The 21554-nt window shown below is 33.7% G+C and carries 19 protein-coding genes; 16 read left to right on the plus strand and 3 right to left on the minus strand.

Annotated features, from left to right (window positions below; translation table 11 throughout):
- Positions 1–13 precede the first annotated feature (13 nt).
- Positions 14–454 carry a hypothetical protein gene (locus D4A81_RS01195; RefSeq protein WP_111525024.1) on the minus strand — a complete coding sequence of 147 codons (441 nt, stop codon included), beginning with the start codon at positions 452–454 and terminating at the stop codon, positions 14–16.
- Positions 441–656 carry a helix-turn-helix transcriptional regulator gene (locus D4A81_RS01200; RefSeq protein ID WP_172621783.1) on the minus strand — a complete coding sequence of 72 codons (216 nt, stop codon included), beginning with the start codon at positions 654–656 and terminating at the stop codon, positions 441–443. Before D4A81_RS01200 ends, D4A81_RS01195 begins: the two co-directional genes overlap by 14 nt.
- A gap of 621 nt (positions 657–1277) precedes the next feature.
- Here D4A81_RS01200 and D4A81_RS01205 point away from each other — a divergent pair.
- From D4A81_RS01205 to D4A81_RS01240, 8 genes are all read left to right on the plus strand, one after another.
- A complete protein-coding gene (locus tag D4A81_RS01205) occupies positions 1278–2168 on the plus strand; it encodes a hypothetical protein (protein WP_243111790.1) in 891 nt (296 codons plus the stop codon).
- Between the two features lie 461 nt (positions 2169–2629).
- Positions 2630–3523, plus strand: coding sequence for an Rpn family recombination-promoting nuclease/putative transposase (locus tag D4A81_RS01210; protein ID WP_119808224.1), 894 nt, complete (start codon positions 2630–2632; stop codon positions 3521–3523).
- 295 nt (positions 3524–3818) lie between these two features.
- Positions 3819–4700 (plus strand): Rpn family recombination-promoting nuclease/putative transposase, encoded by an 882-nt coding sequence (locus D4A81_RS01215; protein ID WP_119808226.1) that lies wholly within the window; start codon positions 3819–3821, stop codon positions 4698–4700.
- A 294-nt stretch (positions 4701–4994) separates the two neighbouring features.
- Positions 4995–5888: an Rpn family recombination-promoting nuclease/putative transposase gene (locus D4A81_RS01220; RefSeq protein ID WP_119808228.1), complete on the plus strand. Its 894-nt coding sequence runs from the start codon at positions 4995–4997 to the stop codon at positions 5886–5888.
- Positions 5889–6183: 295 nt separating this feature from the next.
- Positions 6184–7065, plus strand: a complete 882-nt coding sequence (locus D4A81_RS01225; protein ID WP_119808230.1) for an Rpn family recombination-promoting nuclease/putative transposase — start codon at positions 6184–6186, stop codon at positions 7063–7065.
- Between the two features lie 295 nt (positions 7066–7360).
- Positions 7361–8233: an Rpn family recombination-promoting nuclease/putative transposase gene (locus tag D4A81_RS01230; RefSeq protein WP_119808232.1), complete on the plus strand. Its 873-nt coding sequence runs from the start codon at positions 7361–7363 to the stop codon at positions 8231–8233.
- A gap of 243 nt (positions 8234–8476) precedes the next feature.
- Complete coding sequence (locus tag D4A81_RS01235; RefSeq protein ID WP_111523839.1) at positions 8477–9112, plus strand: L-2-amino-thiazoline-4-carboxylic acid hydrolase; 636 nt, start codon at positions 8477–8479, stop codon at positions 9110–9112.
- Positions 9113–9129: 17 nt separating this feature from the next.
- A complete protein-coding gene (locus tag D4A81_RS01240) occupies positions 9130–9306 on the plus strand; it encodes a type II toxin-antitoxin system YoeB family toxin (RefSeq protein WP_242977536.1) in 177 nt (58 codons plus the stop codon).
- 46 nt (positions 9307–9352) lie between these two features.
- On the opposite strand, the gene D4A81_RS01245 is transcribed toward D4A81_RS01240, so the two are convergent.
- Positions 9353–9934 (minus strand): OB-fold protein, encoded by a 582-nt coding sequence (locus tag D4A81_RS01245; protein ID WP_111523841.1) that lies wholly within the window; start codon positions 9932–9934, stop codon positions 9353–9355.
- Between the two features lie 255 nt (positions 9935–10189).
- Here D4A81_RS01245 and D4A81_RS01250 point away from each other — a divergent pair, with 255 nt between their 5' ends.
- From D4A81_RS01250 to D4A81_RS01285, 8 genes are all read left to right on the plus strand, one after another.
- On the plus strand, positions 10190–11953 hold the full coding sequence (locus D4A81_RS01250; protein ID WP_111523842.1) for an ABC transporter ATP-binding protein: 1764 nt from the start codon (positions 10190–10192) through the stop codon (positions 11951–11953).
- A 9-nt stretch (positions 11954–11962) separates the two neighbouring features.
- Positions 11963–13111 carry a M20 family metallopeptidase gene (locus tag D4A81_RS01255; RefSeq protein WP_111523843.1) on the plus strand — a complete coding sequence of 383 codons (1149 nt, stop codon included), beginning with the start codon at positions 11963–11965 and terminating at the stop codon, positions 13109–13111.
- An 88-nt stretch (positions 13112–13199) separates the two neighbouring features.
- On the plus strand, positions 13200–15011 hold the full coding sequence (gene lepA / locus D4A81_RS01260) for a translation elongation factor 4 (protein WP_111523844.1): 1812 nt from the start codon (positions 13200–13202) through the stop codon (positions 15009–15011).
- Between the two features lie 6 nt (positions 15012–15017).
- Complete coding sequence (gene hemW, locus D4A81_RS01265; RefSeq protein WP_111523845.1) at positions 15018–16175, plus strand: radical SAM family heme chaperone HemW; 1158 nt, start codon at positions 15018–15020, stop codon at positions 16173–16175.
- 16 nt (positions 16176–16191) lie between these two features.
- Complete coding sequence (locus D4A81_RS01270) at positions 16192–17214, plus strand: threonine aldolase family protein (RefSeq protein ID WP_111523846.1); 1023 nt, start codon at positions 16192–16194, stop codon at positions 17212–17214.
- A 39-nt stretch (positions 17215–17253) separates the two neighbouring features.
- Positions 17254–18354 (plus strand): DegT/DnrJ/EryC1/StrS family aminotransferase, encoded by a 1101-nt coding sequence (locus D4A81_RS01275; protein ID WP_111523847.1) that lies wholly within the window; start codon positions 17254–17256, stop codon positions 18352–18354.
- The gene (locus D4A81_RS01280; protein WP_111523848.1) at positions 18351–20489 is read left to right on the plus strand and encodes a PEP/pyruvate-binding domain-containing protein; all 2139 of its coding nucleotides are present in this window, start codon (positions 18351–18353) and stop codon (positions 20487–20489) included. The genes D4A81_RS01275 and D4A81_RS01280 overlap by 4 nt, the downstream gene beginning before the upstream one ends.
- Complete coding sequence (locus tag D4A81_RS01285) at positions 20482–21546, plus strand: hypothetical protein (protein WP_111523849.1); 1065 nt, start codon at positions 20482–20484, stop codon at positions 21544–21546. Before D4A81_RS01280 ends, D4A81_RS01285 begins: the two co-directional genes overlap by 8 nt.
- The last annotated feature ends 8 nt before the right edge of the window (positions 21547–21554 follow it).

The raw sequence follows: 21554 nt of genomic DNA on the forward strand, positions 1-21554 counted from the left end.
GATTAATATTTTATCAATTATACTTTCTCAATAAGTGATTAAATACTATTATTCCGATAAATAATTGGCTAATCAAGTATATTGATAAATATATCACGATATACTCTGTATTCATGATGTTTAAAACTCCAAGTAAAGAATATGCCATGATAGATAGAGCAGTGATAGACATACAAATCAAATATGCATATCTTCCTGATTTATCCCTAAGCTTTTGTTTTAATTCATCTTGTTGTTCTATTCTTTCAATTTCTAATTTTTTCTCATATTTTTCATTATGCCTTTTCCAATAAAAATACTGAGCTATATTGACAATGCCGCTGGCTACTAAAGCACCTGTGAGTCCGTAAAATACTCCAGAGATTTTAGTAGCATCAAAATTAATAGATATATATAACGATATTCCGGATAATATAATACAAGTCAGTCCATAAATTATATTACTTTTTTTCATGGTTTTCCTCCTTTTCATATATGAATATTTCTTCTATTGTCTTGTTGAAATATAGAGCTATTTCAAAAGCTAAATCCAAAGACGGATTATATTTGCCGTTTTCTATTGCACTGACAGTCTGCCTTGATACTTTTAATTCTTTTGCGAATTCTTCTTGGGTTAAACTTTTGAGCTTTCTTAATTTATCTAAGTTATTCTTCAAATACACTACCTCTTTAATGTCAAGCTACCTTTACATTAAGTATAAATGATTTTATAATTTATGTCAAGTTACCTTTACAAAAGTTATATTTCACCTAGGGTGAAAAGTTTATTTCCACTATCCCTATATTAAAGTTGCATTTAGTCTTACACATATTTCAACTTTTACAATAGTTGCATTTAGTAGTACATTTTATGTAAGACAGCTACCAGAAAGGTAGGTATTAATATAAAATCTTTAAATTCTTTTTATCACTTAACACTCGAAGATAGACACATTATACTCGCCGGCATAACTAATGGTTCCACTAAAACTGCTATCGCTAAAACTATAGGTAAAAACAAGTCTACTGTTTGTAAGGAAATTAAGTTGCATCGTAAGTTGACTCACAGATGTAGTATGCCTCTTGAATGTAATAACTACAAGAAATGCCCTTTTGGACGTAAATGTACTACTGAATGTATACTTTTTTCTCCATTCTACTGCAAGAGGCGTGACCGCTCTCCCGGTGCCTGCAATGGCTGTAGTAATCGGAGGCATTGTCGCTTCGATAAGTATGACTATTCCCCACAAGATGCTTGGTTAGATTATAGATATACACTAGTAGACTCTAGGCAGGGTGTGAATCTAACCGCAAAGCAGGCTAAAGATCTAGCCAATACTATAGCTCCTCTACTTAAACAAGGGCTATCTCCATATCAGATACTTGCTTCACATCCTGAACTTGGTATATCTGAGAAAACACTGTACAACTACATAGAAGGTGATGTGTTTCATGAGATAGCCGGTATAACTGTCCTTGACCTTAGACGACAAGTCTCAAGAAAACCTTCAAAAAAGAAATCAAAGAAATTTAAAAAAAGAGCAGATAATAAACATCTGATTGGACGTACATATAATGATTATAAGATATACATTGATGACAATCCGAATACTCTTATAACTCAAATGGATACAGTCTATAACGACGAAACCACTGGACCATTTATTCAGACTTTCAAATTTATTCCATCAGGCATCTTATTCGCACTCTATCAAACTGAAAAAACATCCTCTGCTATGAAAGATGGAGTAAATACATTAGAGACTATTCTTGGCAAAGATGTATTTAGAAAATATGTAAATGTTTTACTAACTGATAGAGGTTGTGAATTTTATGCAGCAAAGGATATGGAAACAGATATGGATGGCTCCACACGCACTAGGGTATTCTATTGTGATCCTATGCAATCAGGGCAGAAAGGTTCTCTTGAAAACAATCACATTCAACTACGCTATATCCTTCCAAAACAAACAGATTTGAGATCTATTGGTTTAACGGATCAACATTCTCTTAATCTTGTTATAAGCCATATAAATTCTGCACCTGTTGAAAAATTTGGTGGCAAGAGTCCTTTAGAGGTGGCATCCTTCATGTACCATGATCTCTATGAAAAGCTGATGACATTTGGTATCAGAGAAATTGAAAAAGATAGGATTATTTTAAAACCCTATCTTCTGAAAAATAGATAACTCTAATTATAGGTAGCTGTCAGGGTGTCTCATAATGGTATCTTACAAGTGGAAATTAGTCCTACACTCAAAAAAATTCGACTAAAGTCCGCTTAATTGTCATTCAAAAAATGACTTATATGCACCTAAATAGCTCCATATAACACTTATATTGTAACACTTATTGCATCTTTATAGTAGTATAAATGCTATATTTCTTTGCTTTTGTAACACTAAATGCAACTTACATAATTTTACTTTTTTAAGTTGAATTAACATTTACACTTCAGCAAGTTATATTTCAATATTGTAAGAATACTGAAAAAAGTTTAGTAAGCACAATAATAAGATTGATATTGTATTTTGAAGATATATAGATTAGAATTAAAGTATCTTATATGGTTTTATTTCTAAAGTTCTAAAATTCTAAGTTTCAAAAAATAATCCAACAGTGAATTTTTTTGGTATAATAAGGAGGAGATATGCAAGATAAGGATATAACTCAAAAAGTGCTTGAAAAGTACAATGATGTATTTGCGGATATTTTAAATGTACTTTTATTTGATGGAAGAAATGTAGTAGAAGAATCTACACTTACAGATGCACTGCCAATGAGTATGTTAAAGATTGATGGTAGAGTCAGATCTCAGGAAAGGGATATAGCAAAGTATTGGCGTAAAAGCAAAATCAATGTAGCATTGTTCGGACTTGAAAATCAGACAGTAGCAAATAAACTGATGCCGCTTAGAGTATTTGGATATGACGGCACGGAGTATGTAAAGCAAAGCAGGAAAGAAAACAGTGATAAAGCAAAGTATCCTGTGATTACATTGGTGCTGTATCTGGGATATGAAAAGAGATGGAACTATCCCAAAACACTTTTCGAAGTTTTGGATATAGATGAAGATATCAAGCCATATGTGAATGACTTTAAGATAAACTTATTTGAGATAGCATATCTGGATAGAGAAAAGATAGACTTATTTAAAAGTGATTTTAGGATATTGGCTGACTACCTCTATCAGATGAGGGTAAATAGAGATTATATAGCTGATGAAACTACTATTGAGCATGTGGAAGAACTTTTAACACTAATGTCGGCAATGACAGGAGATAATAGATTTGAAGAAACTATAAACGAATTGAAGGGAAAGGAGAACATCAATATGTGTGAAGTATTGGATAGAGTAGAGGCTAGAGGAATAGAAAAGGGTATAGAGCAAGGAATAGAAAAGGGAAGAATGGAAGGAAGGCAGGAAGGTATTATAAATATTCTTATATCGCTGGTAAATGATGGAATATTAAGTGTTTATGAAGCTGCGTCTAGGGCAGATATGAGTGTTGAAGATTTTAAAAAGTATATAAATAAAAATTGATAAAAATGAATAAGTATGATTGGGGCTGTTTGTGTGGCAGCCCCTTTGCATATAGTAAATCTACTTGGTATGTTTATCCATTCCATAATCAAATATATTTTATTCCTAAGGTGAAAAGTGTGGAAGATTTTTAGGCTATATTTAGTGAATCTTAAAAAGTTTCTTATTGTATTTTAGACATATATATCGTAAGATTAAAATATTAGATTTAGTTCGAAATTCTAAAAATTCTAAGTTTCAAAAAGTTCAAATAATAATCCAATATTAAATTCTTTTGGTATAATAAGGAGGAGATATGCAAGATAAGGATATAACTCAAAAAGTGCTTGAAAAGTATAATGATGTATTTGCGGATATTTTAAATGTACTTTTATTTGATGGAAGAAATGTGGTAGAAGAATCTGCACTTATAGGTGCATTGCCGATGAGTATGTTAAAGATTGACGGCAGAGTCAGATCTCAGGAAAGAGATATAGCAAAGTACTGGCGTAAAAGCAAAATCAATGTAGCATTGTTCGGACTTGAAAATCAGACAGTAGCAAATAAACTGATGCCACTTAGAGTATTTGGATATGACGGTGCGGAGTATGTAAAGCAAAGCAGGAAAGAAAACAGTGATAAGGCAAAGTATCCTGTGATTACATTGGTGCTGTATCTGGGATATGAAAAGAGATGGAACTATCCCAAAACTCTTTTCGAAGTTTTGGATATAGATGAAGATATCAAGCCATATGTGAATGACTTTAAGATAAACTTATTTGAAATAGCATATATGGACAGAGAAAAGATAGACTTATTTAAAAGTGATTTTAGGATACTGGCTGATTACCTCTATCAGATGCGGGTAAACAGAGACTATATAGCTGATGAAACTACTATTGAGCATGTGGAAGAACTTTTAACACTAATGTCGGCAATGACAGGAGATAATAGATTTGAAGAAACTATAAACGAATTGAAGGGAAAGGAGAATGTCAATATGTGTGAAGTATTGGATAGAGTAGAGGCTAGAGGAATAAAAAAAGGTATTGAACAAGGAATAGAAAAAGGAAGGCAGGAAGGTATTATAAATATTCTTATATCGCTGGTAAATGATGGAATATTAAGTGTTTATGAAGCTGCGTCTAGGGCAGATATGAGTGTTGAAGATTTTAAAAAGTATATAAATAAAAATTGATAAAAATGAATAAGTATGATAGGGGCTGTTTGTGTGACAGCCCCTTTGCATATAGTAAATCTACTTGGTATGTTTATCTATTCCATAATAAAATATATTTTATTCCTAAGGTGAAAAGTGTGGAAGATTTTTAGGCTATATTTAGTGAATCTTAAAAAGTTTCTTATTGTATTTTAGACATATATATCGTAAAATCAAAGCATTAGATTTAGTTCGAAATTCTAAAAATTCTAAGTTTCAAAAGTTCAAAAAATAATCCAATATTAAATTTTTTTGGTATAATAAGGAGGAGATATGCAAGATAAGGATATAACTCAAAAAGTGCTTGAAAAGTATAATGATGTATTTGCGGATATTTTAAATGTACTTTTATTTGATGGAAGAAATGTGGTAGAAGAATCTGCACTTATAGATGCATTGCCGATGAGTATGTTAAAGATTGACGGCAGAGTCAGATCACAGGAAAGGGATATAGCAAAGTACTGGCGTAAAAGTAAAATTAAAGTAACATTATTCGGACTTGAAAATCAGACGATAGCGGATAGACTGATGCCGCTTAGAGTTTTTGGATATGACGGTGCAGAGTATGTAAAGCAAAGCAGAAAAGAAAACAGTGACAAGGCAAAGTATCCTGTGATTACATTGGTGCTGTATCTGGGATATGAAAAGAGATGGAACTATCCCAAAACTCTTTTCGAAGTTTTGGATATAGATGAAGATATCAAGCCATATGTGAATGACTTTAAGATAAACTTATTTGAGATAGCATATCTGGATAGAGAAAAGATAGACTTATTTAAAAGTGATTTTAGGATATTGGCTGACTACCTCTATCAGATGAGGGTAAATAGAGATTATATAGCTGATGAAACTACTATTGAGCATGTGGAAGAACTTTTAACACTAATGTCGGCAATGACAGGAGATAATAGATTTGAAGAAACTATAAACGAATTGAAGGGAAAGGAGAACATCAATATGTGTGAAGTATTGGATAGAGTAGAGGCTAGAGGAATAGAAAAGGGTATAGAGCAAGGAATAGAAAAGGGAAGAATGGAAGGAAGGCAGGAAGGTATTATAAATATTCTTATATCGCTGGTAAATGATGGAATATTAAGTGTTTATGAAGCTGCGTCTAGGGCAGATATGAGTGTTGAAGATTTTAAAAAGTATATAAATAAAAATTGATAAAAATGAATAAGTATGATAGGGGCTGTTTGTGTGACAGCCCCTTTGCATATAGTAAGGCTACTTGGTATGTTTATCTATTCCATAATAAAATATATTTTATTCCTAGGTCGAAAAGTGTGGAATATTTATCAAGTTATATTTAGTGAATCTTAAAAAGTTTCTTATTGTATTTTAGACATATATATCGTAAAATCAAAGCATTAGATTTTGTTCGAAATTCTAAAAATTCTAAGTTTCAAAAGTTCAAAGAATAATCCAATATTAAATTTTTTTGGTATAATAAGGAGGAGATATGCAAGGTAAGGATATAACTCAAAAAGTGCTTGAAAAGTATAATGATGTATTTGCGGATATTTTAAATGTACTTTTATTTGATGGAAGAAATGTAGTAGATGAATCTACGCTTACAGATGCATTGCCAATGAGTATGCTAAAGATAGATGGAAGAGTCAGATCTCAGGAAAGGGATATTGCAAAGTACTGGCGTAAAAGCAAAATCAATGTAGCATTGTTCGGACTTGAAAATCAGACAGTAGCAAATAAACTGATGCCACTTAGAGTATTTGGATATGACGGTGCGGAGTATGTAAAGCAAAGCAGGAAAGAAAACAGTGACAAGGCAAAGTATCCTGTGATTACATTGGTGCTGTATCTGGGATATGAAAAGAGATGGAACTATCCCAAAACACTTTTCGAAGTGTTGGATATAGATGAAGATATCAAGCCATATGTGAATGACTTTAAGATAAACTTATTTGAAATAGCATATCTGGATAGAGAAAAGATAGACTTATTTAAAAGTGATTTTAGGATACTGGCTGATTACCTCTATCAGATGCGGGTAAACAGAGACTATATAGCTGATGAAACTACTATTGAGCATGTGGAAGAACTTTTAACACTAATGTCGGCAATGACAGGAGATAATAGATTTGAAGAAACTATAAACGAATTGAAGGGAAAGGAGAATGTCAATATGTGTGAAGTATTGGATAGAGTAGAGGCTAGAGGAATAAAAAAAGGTATTGAACAAGGAATAGAAAAAGGAAGGCAGGAAGGTATTATAAATATTCTTATATCGCTGGTAAATGATGGAATATTAAGTGTTTATGAAGCTGCGTCTAGGGCAGATATGAGTGTTGAAGATTTTAAAAAGTATATAAATAAAAATTGATAAAAATGAATAAGTATGATAGGGGCTGTTTGTGTGACAGCCCCTTTGCATATAGTAAGGCTACTTGGTATGTTTATCTATTCCATAATAAAATATATTTTATTCCTAGGTCGAAAAGTGTGGAATATTTATCAAGTTATATTTAGTGAATCTTAAAAAGTTTCTTATTGTATTTTAGACATATATATCGTAAAATCAAAGCATTAGATTTTGTTCGAAATTCTAAAAATTCTAAGTTTCAAAAGTTCAAAGAATAATCCAATATTAAATTTTTTTGGTATAATAAGGAGGAGATATGCAAGGTAAGGATATAACTCAAAAAGTGCTTGAAAAGTATAATGATGTATTTGCGGATATTTTAAATGTACTTTTATTTGATGGAAGAAATGTAGTAGATGAATCTACGCTTACAGATGCATTGCCAATGAGTATGCTAAAGATTGACGGCAGAGTCAGATCTCAGGAAAGGGATATTGCAAAGTACTGGCGTAAAAGCAAAATCAATGTAGCATTGTTCGGACTTGAAAATCAGACAGTAGCAAATAAACTGATGCCACTTAGAGTATTTGGATATGACGGTGCGGAGTATGTAAAGCAAAGCAGGAAAGAAAACAGTGACAAGGCAAAGTATCCTGTGATTACATTGGTGCTGTATCTGGGATATGAAAAGAGATGGAACTATCCCAAAACACTTTTCGAAGTGTTGGATATAGATGAAGATATCAAGCCATATGTGAATGACTTTAAGATAAACTTATTTGAAATAGCATATCTGGATAGAGAAAAGATAGACTTATTTAAAAGTGATTTTAGGATACTGGCTGATTACCTCTATCAGATGCGGGTAAACAGAGATTATATAGCTGATGAAACTACTATTGAGCATGTGGAAGAACTTTTAACACTAATGTCGGCAATGACAGGAGATAACAGATTTGAAGAAACTATAAACGATTTGAAGGGAAAGGAGAACATCAATATGTGTGAAGTATTGGATAGAGTAGAGGCTAGAGGAATAGAAAAGGGAAGAATGGAAGGAAGGCAGGAAGGCATTATAAATATTCTTATATCGCTGGTAAATGATGGAGTATTAAGTGTTTATGAAGCGGCACTAAGGGCAGATATGAGTGTTGAAGATTTTAAAAAGTATATAAATAAAAATGAATAAGTATGATAGGGGCTGTTTGTGTGACATCCCCTTTAATAATAGTATTAATATTTGGCATGCAGAAGAACAATCAAATAATAGAGTTTGAGAGAATATATAAATAATCTAATTATAGAAAAAAATGGATAAAAATGATAGAATAATAGAAGTTAGTGAGTGCTAACTTACAAGCGTTAAGTTTTAGATTATGACTTTACTTAAAAGACAAGACTCAACTCATAAAAATTTCAGGGGGTGATTTTAATGAAATATAAGGGTATGTATTTTAGTTTAATGAGTTTATTCTTAAAAAAGCCGATGATTGAAAAGTTTGGAAAGAATAAGACTGAAGAAAGTCTAAAAAAGGGACGAGAGTTATACAAGCAGATGATTGAGAGCACTGAAGATATTGGCTCAAACAATCCTATGGCAGGGAATATATATTCCGGTTATGTATTTATGGCTGTATGTAGAGCCGGTGGTTTCAGTGTGGATGAGTTTAAGGAAGTAATTGTTGAATTTTTAAACAATAAATTAATTAGCAAAGCAATAAGCAGATTTGATCTAAACGATCCTAAGGATATGAAAAAATTTGACGATAGAATGCATAAAATGGCTGAATGGGCGGATGCACATCCTGAGTATAGAGATAAAACATGGGATTTTAATTTCGATGAAGAGCTTCACAGAGACGGTTTTTATTATCACTTTACAAGATGCCCTATGGAAAAGTTTGCAAGAGATAAGGGTTATCTTGATCTACTGCCTCTATGCTGTGATATTGACCATCTTATGTTTGAGAAAGGAAAAGGAGTTCTACATAGAGAAAGCACCTTGGCATCAGGTGGTGAAATATGTGATTACTGGGTTGTAGGGGATAAGAATGGAGATCCTAAGTAATAAGGAATTTTCATATATTGTTAGTATATATTGATATAAATGGATATGAATGTACCGGAAATCCGGAACCACTTAGTGGAAACCTTGCCGGATACTGGAGTGTTCGTATTGATGAGAAAAATAGAATTGTATTTAGAATATTCGAAAATAGTATTGAAATAATACAGTGCGGATCTCAGTATAGTGAAAAATGATCTGATATATAAAAAGAGACCACATAGGTCTCTTTTTATATGATAATTATTCTATATTGTCAATATTCAAACTATAACCAAGTATTTCACCTACATCTGTAATCTTTCCTGTAAGTGTAACTAGTGAATCTTTTGATAATTCTGCTACCTTAGCTTTTGTATCGTCATTTTTTATGTAGCATTGAACGCCTATAATAGCAAAGTCTGTATCTGGATAAAGTGTTATATACTTTCCTGAACTGTCAATAACGCCTAATTTACCGGTTATACGAACATTCTCACCCTTATGGTCATTGCTCGCTTTTAAAGCATTGCCTTCCAGTTGAGCCATTAAATCATCTACAGTGTAAGATGTATATTCTACTGTAGGAGCATTACTTTCAGCAACAGTATCTTTAACTTCTGAAGCATCAGAATTTGCTTTATTAGCTACTTTATTTGTATTGGTTGATCCGGATTTGCCACCTGATGCAATGGCACCTATAATAAATACTACTACAATTGCAATAAACCAAGGCTTTGTAAAAAACGGTTTTTTGTTTTTTGCACCACAATTTGGGCAAACTTTTGCAGCTTTTGCCATTTCCTTACCGCAGGTCCTACATGTTGTCATTTTGTTATTACTCATATCTCCTCCTTAGTTAAACAAAAATTAAGAAAAAATCATAATACCATTATATATATATATATATTTGTCAAGTTGTATATGAATTATATAAAATACATTTTCGATATCAAAGTTTAGATTATTTGATATTGTATAAAATATTTCACTACAAAATTATTGTACTTTCTTATTCTAAAAGGTGTTATACTAAAAATATTGTGAAAACATTAGAGTGTATTTCACTTATATAAATACAAATAAAAGAAGGAGATTTTTATGACGAAAACTTATACAAATACATATTTGTTTAAAAGATTTTTACCATACTATAGTAAGTACTATCCCACACTTATATTGGATTTGATATGTGCAGGGTTTTCTACAATGTGTGATTTGGTACTGCCTATAATACTTAGATACCTGACAAATACAGCAAGGCAGGATATAGGGCTGCTTACGGTAAAACTTATACTGACACTTGGAGTAATATTTGTTTTACTCAGAGTAGTAGATACTATAGCAAACTACTATATGCAAAATATAGGTCATGTAATGGGGGCGCAGATAGAAACGGATATGAGATATGATATTTTTTCTCATATACAGCAACTCCCTTATTCCTACTATAATACAAATAAATCAGGTCAGATATTATCAAGAATTACTACAGACTTGTTTGATGTTACAGAGTTTGCACATCACTGTCCGGAAGAGTTTTTTATAGCACTCGTAAAACTTGTAGTTTCATTTGTAATACTGATAAATATAAATATAACTCTTACACTTACCATATTTATTATGATACCGATAATGGTGTTCTTTATGTCTTCCACAAATAACCATATGAGAAAGGCACAAAAGGCACAAAGAAATCATGTCGGCGAGATCAATTCAGGTATTGAAAACAATATTCTGGGTGCAAAGGTTGTAAAATCATTTGCGAATGAAGAACTTGAAGTAAAGAAGTTCCATAAAGAGAACTTGAGATTTTTGGATATAAAAAAAGAGTTCTATAAGCATATGTCAAATTTTCAGGTGGTATACAGAATATTTGACGGAATTATGTATCTGACAGTTATAGTACTTGGAAGTTACTATATGAAGGTCGGGAAAATAAATGCAGGTGATATGTTTCTTTACACACTTTATATAAATATGCTTTTAAATACAGTAAAGAAAATGGTTGACTATATGGAGCAGTTCCAAAGGGGAATGACAGGTATTGAAAGATTCATTGAGATAATGGATGTAAAGAACGATATAGTTGATAAGGAAAATGCGAGGGATTTAACCAATGTACACGGTGATATAGAGTTTAGAAATGTAAGCTTTGCATATCCTGACAGTGATACAAAGGTACTTGATGACATTAGCTTTAGCATAAATAAAGGTGAGAATATCGCTATTGTAGGTTCTTCAGGTGTAGGTAAAACAACCATATATAATCTTATACCGAGATTTTATGAGGTTAGTGAAGGTGCAATACTTATAGACAGCACTGATATAAGGGATTTCAAGCAAAAGTCATTGAGAGATAATATAGGTATTGTGCAACAGGAAGTGTATCTGTTCTCAGGAACTATATATGAAAATATAGTTTACGGAAAGAAGGATGCAAGCTTTGAGGATGTAGAGAGAGCCACCAAGATGGCAGGTGCCTATGATTTTATTATGGAGCTTCTGGATAAGTTTGATACATATATAGGAGAGCGTGGTACAAAGCTTTCAGGTGGACAAAAGCAGAGAATAAGTATAGCAAGAGTATTCTTAAAAAATCCACCGATACTTATACTTGATGAGGCAACTTCAGCACTTGATAATAATTCTGAAGCCATAGTACAGCAGTCACTTGAAATATTAAGTAAGGGCAGAACTACAATCACAATAGCACATAGACTTTCAACTATAAGAAATGCAAGCAAAATCTTAGTGCTTACAGAAAATGGTATAGAAGAGTCAGGTACACATGAAGAGCTGATGAATAAAGAGGGAATATATTTTAATCTGTATAATAAGAATATTGATGAATTAAAGGAATAAATTAAGACTATGGAAAGTATTTTTGATTTGATAGATGAAGAAGAACTGGTAGACATATTTTCAAAAGCGGTGGACATACCGAGTACAAATCCAAAAGGTAATGAAAAGCCTATGTGTGAGTATGTGGAAAGCTTATTAAAGGAAAATGCTATAGATTATTTTACAGTACCGGTGGAGGACGGAAGATATGATATTATTGCAAAGCTTAACGGAAAAATAAATAAGGATGCAATTGTGTTTACCGGCCATATGGATGTTGTTCCGGTTTCAGACGATGAGATAAAAAGATGGAATACACCGCCATTTAAATCCACTATAAAGGACGGAAAATTATATGGCAGAGGAAGTGCCGATATGAAAAGTGGACTAATGAGTGCTATATATTCTATGATACTTTTGAAGAGAAACAATATTATTCCCGAAAGAGATATAGTAATTGTGGCTACCATAGATGAAGAAAACTTTATGAAGGGATCAAAGGCATTATATCAAAATAAGGTGTTTGATAATGCAAAGTACCTTATTGTATGCGAGCCTACCGATATGAAGATATGTAATCGTCAAAAGGGTAGAACATGGGCTGATGTCTGTGTGCATGGCATGACTGCTCACGGTTCACAAAAGGGTGTAGGCGAAAATGCCATATACCTTGCGATAAAGCTTATAGAAAAGATAAAGAACACTGAATTTAAAGAGTATCCTGATACCTTCTGGAGAACATTGGCTATAAATGCAGGTGTGGAGCCACAGGTAGTACCTGACAGATGTGTGTTTACAGTGGATGCCAGACTACAGGTAGGACATAAGCCTGAACATATATGGGAAAAGTTGGATGAGCTTATAGATGAAATAAAAGCTGAAAATCCTCATTTTGATGCTACCTATGAGATAGCAGATATGAGGACATCATGGTATACCACAAAGGAAGACGAATTAATAAAAAACATAGTATCATCTCTAAAAAAGATAGGAATAAATCTGGAATTTGATACTTTTACAGGCTCTACAGATGCAAGTATGCTTATAAAAAATGAACTTATACCGGTGATAATAGGTCCGGGAGATTTATCAGTAGTACATAGAGAAAATGAATATGTGAAACTTTCACAGCTGTTTGAATCATGTAAGTTATATATGAATATAATGAAGAGTATGTAATGAGTTCATTTTTCCCTATTATTGTAAGAATACGGAAAAAATGGTATTATAAGCATTATTATTCAAGGTTTTATGATAGGATGAAAAGATGATTGTTGATCAAAGTAAAATTAGAAATTTTTGTATTATAGCACATATAGATCATGGCAAGTCTACACTTGCGGACAGAATTATAGAAAAGACAGGACTCTTGACAAGTAGGGAGATGCAGTCTCAGGTTCTTGATAACATGGAACTGGAGAGAGAAAGAGGTATTACCATAAAGAGCCAGGCAGTGAGAACTGTATATAAGGCAAATGATGGAAATGAATATATATTTAATCTTATAGACACACCGGGACATGTGGATTTTAACTATGAGGTTTCAAGATCTCTGGCTGCATGTGACGGTGCAATACTTGTAGTAGATGCGGCACAGGGAATAGAGGCACAGACTCTTGCAAATGTATATATGGCACTTGACCATGACTTGGAAGTGTTTCCGGTTATAAATAAGGTAGATCTGCCAAGTGCAGATCCGGATCTGGTAGCTACTGAAATAGAAGACATCATAGGAATAGAGGCACATGATGCACCTAAGATCTCCGCAAAAATGGGACTAAATATTGAGGATGTACTGGAAGCTATAGTTGCAAAAATTCCGGCACCGGTGGGAGATTCTAGTGCTCCTTTACAGGCACTTATTTTTGATTCAATATATGATTCATACAAGGGCGTAATAGTTTTTGTAAGAATTAAAGAGGGCAGTGTAAAAAAAGGTGATCCTATAAGAATGATGGCAACAGGAGCTGTGGCAGAAGTTGTTGAAGTAGGGTATTTTGGTGCAGGCCAGTTTATTCCATGCGATGAGCTTTCAGCCGGTATGGTAGGCTATATCACAGCAAGTATAAAGAATGTAAAGGATACCAGAGTTGGTGATACAATTACATTAAATAACAATCCATGTAAGGAGGCATTGCCGGGATATAAGAAGGTAACCTCCATGGTTTATTGCGGACTTTATCCGGCAGATGGTGCAAAGTACAATGACCTAAGAGAAGCACTTGAAAAGCTACAGTTAAATGATGCTTCACTTTTCTTTGAGCCGGAGACTTCACTTGCACTTGGATTTGGATTTAGATGTGGTTTTCTTGGACTATTGCATTTGGAAGTAATACAGGAAAGACTTGAGAGAGAATATAATCTTGATTTGGTTACTACTGCACCTGGAGTTGTATATAAAGTATTTAAGACTAATGGTGAAGAAATACAACTGACAAATCCATCAAATCTGCCAGATCCTTCAGAAATAGAGCACATGGAGGAACCTATAGTTTCAGCGGAGATAATGCTTACAAAGGAATTTGTAGGATCTATTATGAACCTTTGTCAGGAGAGAAGAGGTATCTATCTTGGCATGGAATATATCGAAGAGAACCGTGCTATCTTGAGATATGACTTGCCACTTAATGAAATAATATATGATTTCTTTGATGCACTAAAGTCAAGATCAAGAGGATATGCATCACTGGATTATGACTTAAAGGGATATGTACCGTCAAAACTTGTAAAGCTGGATATTTTGATAAATAAAGAAGAAGTGGATGCACTATCTTTTATAGTACATGCCGACTCTGCTTATGAAAGAGGCAGAAAGATGTGTGAGAAACTTAAAGAGGAGATACCAAGACATCTATTTGAAATTCCTATACAGGCAGCAGTGGGTTCAAAGGTCATTGCAAGAGAGACAGTAAAGGCGATGAGAAAAGATGTATTGGCAAAGTGCTATGGAGGAGATATCTCAAGAAAGAGAAAACTTTTGGAAAAGCAAAAAGAGGGAAAGAAGAGAATGAGACAGATAGGTAATGTTGAAATCCCTCAGAAGGCATTTATGAGTGTACTTAAGTTAGATGAGGATTGATAAAATATGTCTAAGAAAAAGTTAGAATTATATGTGCATATACCGTTTTGTGAAGAAAAATGTAATTACTGTGATTTTTTATCATTTAAAGCTGATGACAGCGAAAAGAGAGCATATACTGCTCAAATTATAGAAGAGATAAGAGCACAGGGACCAAACTACAGTGATTATTTGGTGAGTACAATTTTTATAGGAGGTGGTACTCCAACTACACTTAGTGGAATTTGGATATTGGAAATAATGAATGCTATTCGTGAAAGCTTTACAGTGGCAACAGATGCGGAAATTTCCATAGAATGTAATCCGGGTACATTGTCAAAAAGCAAGATAATGCATATAAAGAAGGCGGGAATTAATAGAATAAGCTTCGGCTTACAAAGCAGTATTGAGGAAGAACTAAATGAGCTTGGAAGAATACATACATATAAGGATTTTTTACAGAGTTATCAGCTTGCAAGAGAGTATGGTTTTACAAATATCAATATAGACTTGATAAGTGGTTTGCCAAAGCAGACTATTGACAGCTATAAGACTACATTAAAAAGAGTATGTTCCCTAAAGCCTGAGCATATAAGTGCGTATTCACTTATAATAGAGCCGGATACTCCTTTCTTTGACAAGTATGGAGGTGAGGAAGGAAGTTTACTACTGCCGGATGAAAATATCGACAGAGAAATGTATGTTCTTACAAAAAATATTTTAAGAGAGCATGGATATGAGCGATATGAAATAAGCAATTATGCAAAGCCCGGAAGAGAGTGTAGACATAATATAGGATATTGGACAGGAGTTTCTTATCTTGGACTTGGAGTAGGTGCTTCAAGTTATTTGATGAACAGACGCTTCCATGTAGAATCAAATTATAAAAAATATATGAGCATAAATATGAAGAAAGATATTACCCCTCTTTATTGTGATCTGGAAGAACTTGACATTAATGCAAATATGGAGGAATTTATGTTCCTAGGTCTCAGACTTACAAGAGGTGTATCCGTACATGAGTTTAACGAGAAATTTGGTATGGATATGTTTGAGGTATTTGACAGACAGATAAAGAAAAATAGTATGTTAAAGCTTATGGAATATAATTCTCCATATCTAAGGCTTACCGAAAAGGGACTTGATCTCAGCAACATGGTAATGTCAGACTTTTTGTTGGATTAAAATACTAAGAGGAAATATGTTATATTTTATAAATGATTATAGCGAGGGTGCAACACCTGAGATTTTAGACAAAATACAGGAAAGTAATCTATCCAAGCAGACGGGATATGGAAGTGATGAGTTTTGTCTGTCTGCAAAAGAAAAGATAAAGGAAGCTATAAATACTGATGCCGAAATTTTCTTTGTGAGTGGTGGTACTCAGGCAAATAAAATAGTTATCGGAAGTATTTTAAAAAACTATGAGGGTGTAATTGCAGCAGATACCGGACATATATCAGTACATGAAGCGGGAGCCATAGAAAACACCGGACATAAGGTTTTTGGTCTAATGTCAAAGAATGGTAAGCTGGCGGCAGATGATATAAAGAAATTTTGTGTTGACTTTTATGCAGATGTAAATCATGAGCATATGGTATATCCGGGTATGGTCTATATATCACAGCCTACAGAGTATGGAACTTTGTACTCAAAGAAGGAAATAGAAGAGATAAGATCTATTTGTAATGAATACAGTATTCCTCTTTTTTTAGATGGAGCACGACTTGCATACGCAATTGGAAGCAACGAATGTGATACAGGTTTGGAAGATATTGCAAGATTATGTGATGTATTTTATATTGGTGGTACAAAATGTGGTGCTCTGATAGGTGAGGCAATAGTATTTACAAATAAAGAGCTCAGTAAATATTTCTTTACCAATATGAAGCTCTTTGGAGCTGTATTGGCAAAGGGAAGGCTACTTGGAATACAGTTTGATACATTGTTCAGTAATGATTTGTACAAAAAACTTGGAAAAAAAGGCGTAGATGCCGCCATGAAGATAAAGAAGGCTTTGATTGAGAATGAGTATGAGCTTTATATAGACTCCCCTACTAATCAACAGTTTATTGTAGTTGACGATACTACAAGAGATAGATTATCAAAGGATATAGGCTTCGGATTTATGGAGACTCTTCAAAACGGAAAGCATGTTATAAGATTTTGTACAAGCTGGGCAACAGAGAATGAGGATGTGGAGAGGCTGATTTCCATATTGTAAAATAAAGCATATAATATTTACTGATATATAAGGAGGCGTATGAAGGAAGAAAAGAAAATATTTGTCACGAAGGCTACATTGCCTCCTAAAGAGGAATTTTTTGAGTATGTAGATAAGATATGGGAGAGTGCCTGGCTCACCAATATGGGTGATGTACATAATGAGCTTGAAGATACTTTAAGTAAATTTATGGACGATATGGATATAGTTCTTACAGTAAACGGACACTTGGCATTGGAGCTTGCATTACAGTCTCTAAAGATAGAAGGTGAAGTTATAACGACGCCATTTACATTTGCCTCTACCACACATGCCATAGTAAGAAATGGACTTAAGCCGGTTTTTTGCGATATTAAGGGAGATGATTTTACAATAGATCCACAAAAAATAGAAAAGCTTATAACAAAAGATACCAGAGCTATAATGCCTGTACATGTGTATGGTAATATATGTGATGTGGAAGCTATTGAGAGAATAGCAAAAAAGCATGGATTATATGTAGTATATGATGCGGCACATACATTTGGTGAGAGATATAAAGGAAAGAGTGTAGCGGATTTTGGAGATATGAGTATATTCAGCTTTCACGCAACAAAGGTATTTAACACTATAGAAGGTGGTGCTATAGCTCTCAGAGATAAAGATAGAAGAAAGTCTTTGGATTTTTTGAAAAACTTCGGTATTGCGGATAAGGAAAATGTTCCGTATGTGGGTAGCAATGCAAAGATGAATGAGTTTGCGGCCGCTATGGGACTTTGCAATATGAAGCATCTTTCCGAGTACATAGAAAAAAGAAAGAGGATCTGTGAGCTCTATACAGAGAGACTCTCAGATATAAAGTCTATTAGACTTAATAAATACAATGATGATGTTACATACAATTATGCATACTTTCCGATAGTTGTTGATAAGGGTGATAGAGACGAGTTATATGACAGTCTGGCAAAGGAAAATATTTTTGCAAGAAAGTATTTTTACCCATGTACAAATGCCTATGAATGTTATAGTGAAAGCTTTGATGCCAATGAAACACCTATTGCACTTGATATTTCAAAAAAGGTTTTGACATTGCCAATATATCCTGATTTGGAAGAGGCTGAGGTAGAGAGGATATGCAGTGTCATACGGAGAGAACTATGAAAGCAAGAAACTTAAAGGTTTTGGAAGAAAACGGCTTTAAAGTTCCAAAGTTTAAAATAGTTTATCCGGGGGATGAGATCGACTTTTCATATTTTGATTCAGAACTTTTTGCCATTCGCTCAAATGATGCACATGAGGATGGTAAAAAGTTTTCCTATGCAGGACAATTTTTAACTGTTTTAAATGTTCCAAAATCAGAAGTGGATAAGGCTATAAAATCAGTGGTAGACAGTTATAAAAATAGATACTATGAAGAAAAGCTTGGTATACAGGCAGAAAACAAAATATCAAGCGTAATAATTCAAGAAATGGTGGCTTCCGAATATTCAGGTGTTTTATTTACAGCCAATCCTAAGGGCATCTTAAATGAGACGGTGATAGTGGTAGGAAAAGGACTTGGAAGTAGTATAGTAGAGGATAAAGCCGAAACAATTACCTATCATCACTACAGAGGCGGAGCTACATATAAAGAGGGAAATGCCTTGAAGTTTCCTGAGAACCTTGTAAAAGAACTTGAAAAAAACGGAGAAAGAATTGAAAAGCTTTTTGGAAAGCCTATGGATATAGAGTTTGCCGTCAAGGATGAAAAAATATATATTTTACAGGCAAGAGAAATTACGAGTCTTGATTTTACAAAAAATATTCACATCTTAGATAACAGCAACATTGCGGAAAGCTACCCCGGAGTGAGTTCTAAACTGACCAGAAGCTTTGCCGGGGAGGTATACACAAGGATATTTACAAGACTTATAGGAAGAGTACTTGGAAAATCAGCAAACAGGTATGAAGACTTGTTTACGCATATGGTCAGTGATTTTGGGGGAAGGATGTATTATGAAATCAGCAGCTGGTACGATATTTTAAGATTATTACCTTTCTCTTCAAAGATTATCCCTATTTGGCAAAAGATGCTTGGTGTAGAGGATGAAAAAATACACTTTTCTAAAAAAAGACCAAGTTTATTTATAAAAACAAAGCTTTTCTTTTCAACTATTTATCTGTTTTTAATCTCACAAAAAAAGATGGCGGATCTTTCACTATTTTTCAAAAAAGAATTCCAATACTATAATGTAAAAGTTGAAAATGAAGAGGATCCAAAAAAGCTGTACAATCTTTTTTTGGAAATGGAAGAGGTATTCTTTAAAGAGTGGGACTGGACATTGATAAATGATATGGTATCATTTTTGTCCACATATTTTGCCGGAAAAAGGGTGAAAAATACCTTGTCACTTGAAAGTAAAAAACCGGTAGAAGCGTTAAATGAATTGGTGTACACATATTCAAAGTTCGGTGCGGGATCAGATGAATACAAAGAAAAGAAAACAGATTATATCAAATACTATGGTGACAGAACTATAGGGGAGCTGAAGCTTGAGACAAGGACATTTGCAACAAATCCGGAACTGATTGATAAAATGGTGGAAGAAAGGGCGATGCTTCCCGTACAGGATATTAATAAAAGTACTATGAAGATAAAGAAGTCTTTGGCAAGGAGCTCAACCAATTATCGAGAGATTTCAAGGATGAACAGAAGCAGATTGTTTGGGCTCATGAGAAAACTTATAGATAAAATAGGATCAAAGACTGTTGGCGAAGATATCTATCATTTATCCCTTCCACAAATAAGGGATATGATATTTTCAGAAGTAGACTTTACGGAGGATATAAAAGAAGAAAAAAGGCTGATGCTTGTATACAATGAGCTTCCGACTATTAAAAAAGTTGAGCTTTTGGGGAATCCTGTTATTGATTTTTCACTTATGGACAGAAGTGTTTGTGATGAAGAATCCGGGAGAGATTTTCTTACAGGAAGAGGAGTTTCAAGCGGAAAACTTACAGGTGAAGTTATAAAAATCACAGATATGAGAACTGTGTCATTAAAGGATGTGAAGGATAAGATAATAGCCGCTTATTCCACAGATCCGGGATGGTTTCTTCTTCTTGATGTAGCAAAGGGAATTTTAGCAGAGAGAGGTTCTTTACTTTCGCATACCGCAATAGTTGCAAGAGAGTTAAAGAAGCCCGCAGTGGTTGGAATCACAGATTTGATGAGTCAGATAAAAAGTGGTGATATAGTGGAGCTTGATGGCGACAAGGGATACTGCAAGATAAAAAGGGAGAGCAAAATTGAGTGAGATAACTGTAATCATAGTAAAAAAGAACAAGGATAAGGAATTATTCCTCAGATTTCCTTCAAAAATCTATGATGATAAACATATAATGCAGGATAAGGTTTTTGAAAGAGAAATTTTAGAAAACACCAATATATTATGTAAAGGTGTAAAGATAATACCGCTTATAGCAAAGAATAAAAAGGATGAAGTATTAGCCAGATGCCTACTTTCACTTTATGAAGATGATATTGCATATATAGGATTTTTTGAGTCTGTCAACAACAGTGAAGTGGTAAAAGAACTGCTAAAAACTGCAGAGAGTATTGCAAGGGAGGAAGGAAAAAATAAAATTTTGGGGCCTATAGACCTTTCTTTCTGGGCAAGGTATCGCTTTTGCACTTCTGAAGATTTGCCATATATTGGAGAGCCTGCAAATAAGGGATATTATAAAGAACTTTGGGAGGAGAACGGATTTCAAGTATTCGAAGAGTATTTTTCAAACTTCTTTGATGTTGCAGATGAAAGCTTTGACAGCGAAAAGGCAAGGAAGAGATTGTGGGATGCCAAAGATGAAGGATATATATTTACCCATCCGAATGTAGACAATTTTGAAAAATATCTAAGGGATATATATCCGGTTTTGATGGAAGGCTATAAAGACTTTTGCGGATTTAAGATGATATCTGAAGAGGACTTTGTAAAGCTTTATTCGCCTCTAAAAATGGTAATAGATCCGGAGATGGTTTTTCTTGCATATAAGGACGACATATTAAAGGGATTTTTAATATGCCTGCCTGATTATGGAAATTTGCTTTGTAAAGCAAGAACACCTGCACTCTTACTCAAGGTGATGAATATAAAGGCACATGCAAAAAGATATGTACTCTTATATATGGGAGTTAAAAGAGACTGTCTTGGACTTGGCTCGGCACTTTCACAACAGGTTGTAGATATGCTTAAAGTAAAAAAGGCAAGCGGAATATCTGCACTTATTCACGCCGGTAAGGCAAGTGGAGGGTATTTTAAGGACAAGATAAAAGAGCAAAGAAAGTATGTGATGCTTGAAAAAATGCTTTAATATCCGGA

It is taken from the genome of Lachnoanaerobaculum umeaense (assembly GCF_003589745.1).
GTDB classification, from domain to species: Bacteria; Bacillota; Clostridia; order Lachnospirales; family Lachnospiraceae; genus Lachnoanaerobaculum; species Lachnoanaerobaculum umeaense.